Raw genomic sequence first — 263 nt, 5'->3', positions numbered from 1 at the left:
TATCTCATCAGCCTGTTTCTGTGTGATAACCTGATTGTCCACCATACTTTCAAGAACCTTCTGTACACGATGGTATGCCAGTTCTTTGCTGATATCCGGAGAATAAACAGACGGCGCATTCGGAATCCCTGCCAGCATTGCAGACTCATAATCTGTAAGCTGAAGAGGTTCCTTGCCGAAATACCCCATGGCAGCCTGATAGATCCCCCGATAACCGCTGCCGAAATCTGTATTATTCACATACAGCTCGAAAATCTCTTCTT

At 45.6% G+C, this 263-nt stretch carries 1 protein-coding gene; it reads right to left on the bottom strand.

The annotated features are described in order from the left end of the window. Nucleotides 1–263 (bottom strand): transglycosylase domain-containing protein (locus F1003_RS15940; RefSeq protein ID WP_162307017.1); only part of this gene is annotated, 263 nt, incomplete at both ends.

The sequence above is a fragment of the Winogradskyella ouciana genome (assembly GCF_009709615.1).
Lineage (GTDB): Bacteria > Bacteroidota > Bacteroidia > Flavobacteriales > Flavobacteriaceae > Winogradskyella > Winogradskyella ouciana.
The sequence above is the reverse complement of the archived record's forward strand: the minus strand, read 5'-3'. Positions and strand labels throughout refer to the sequence as shown.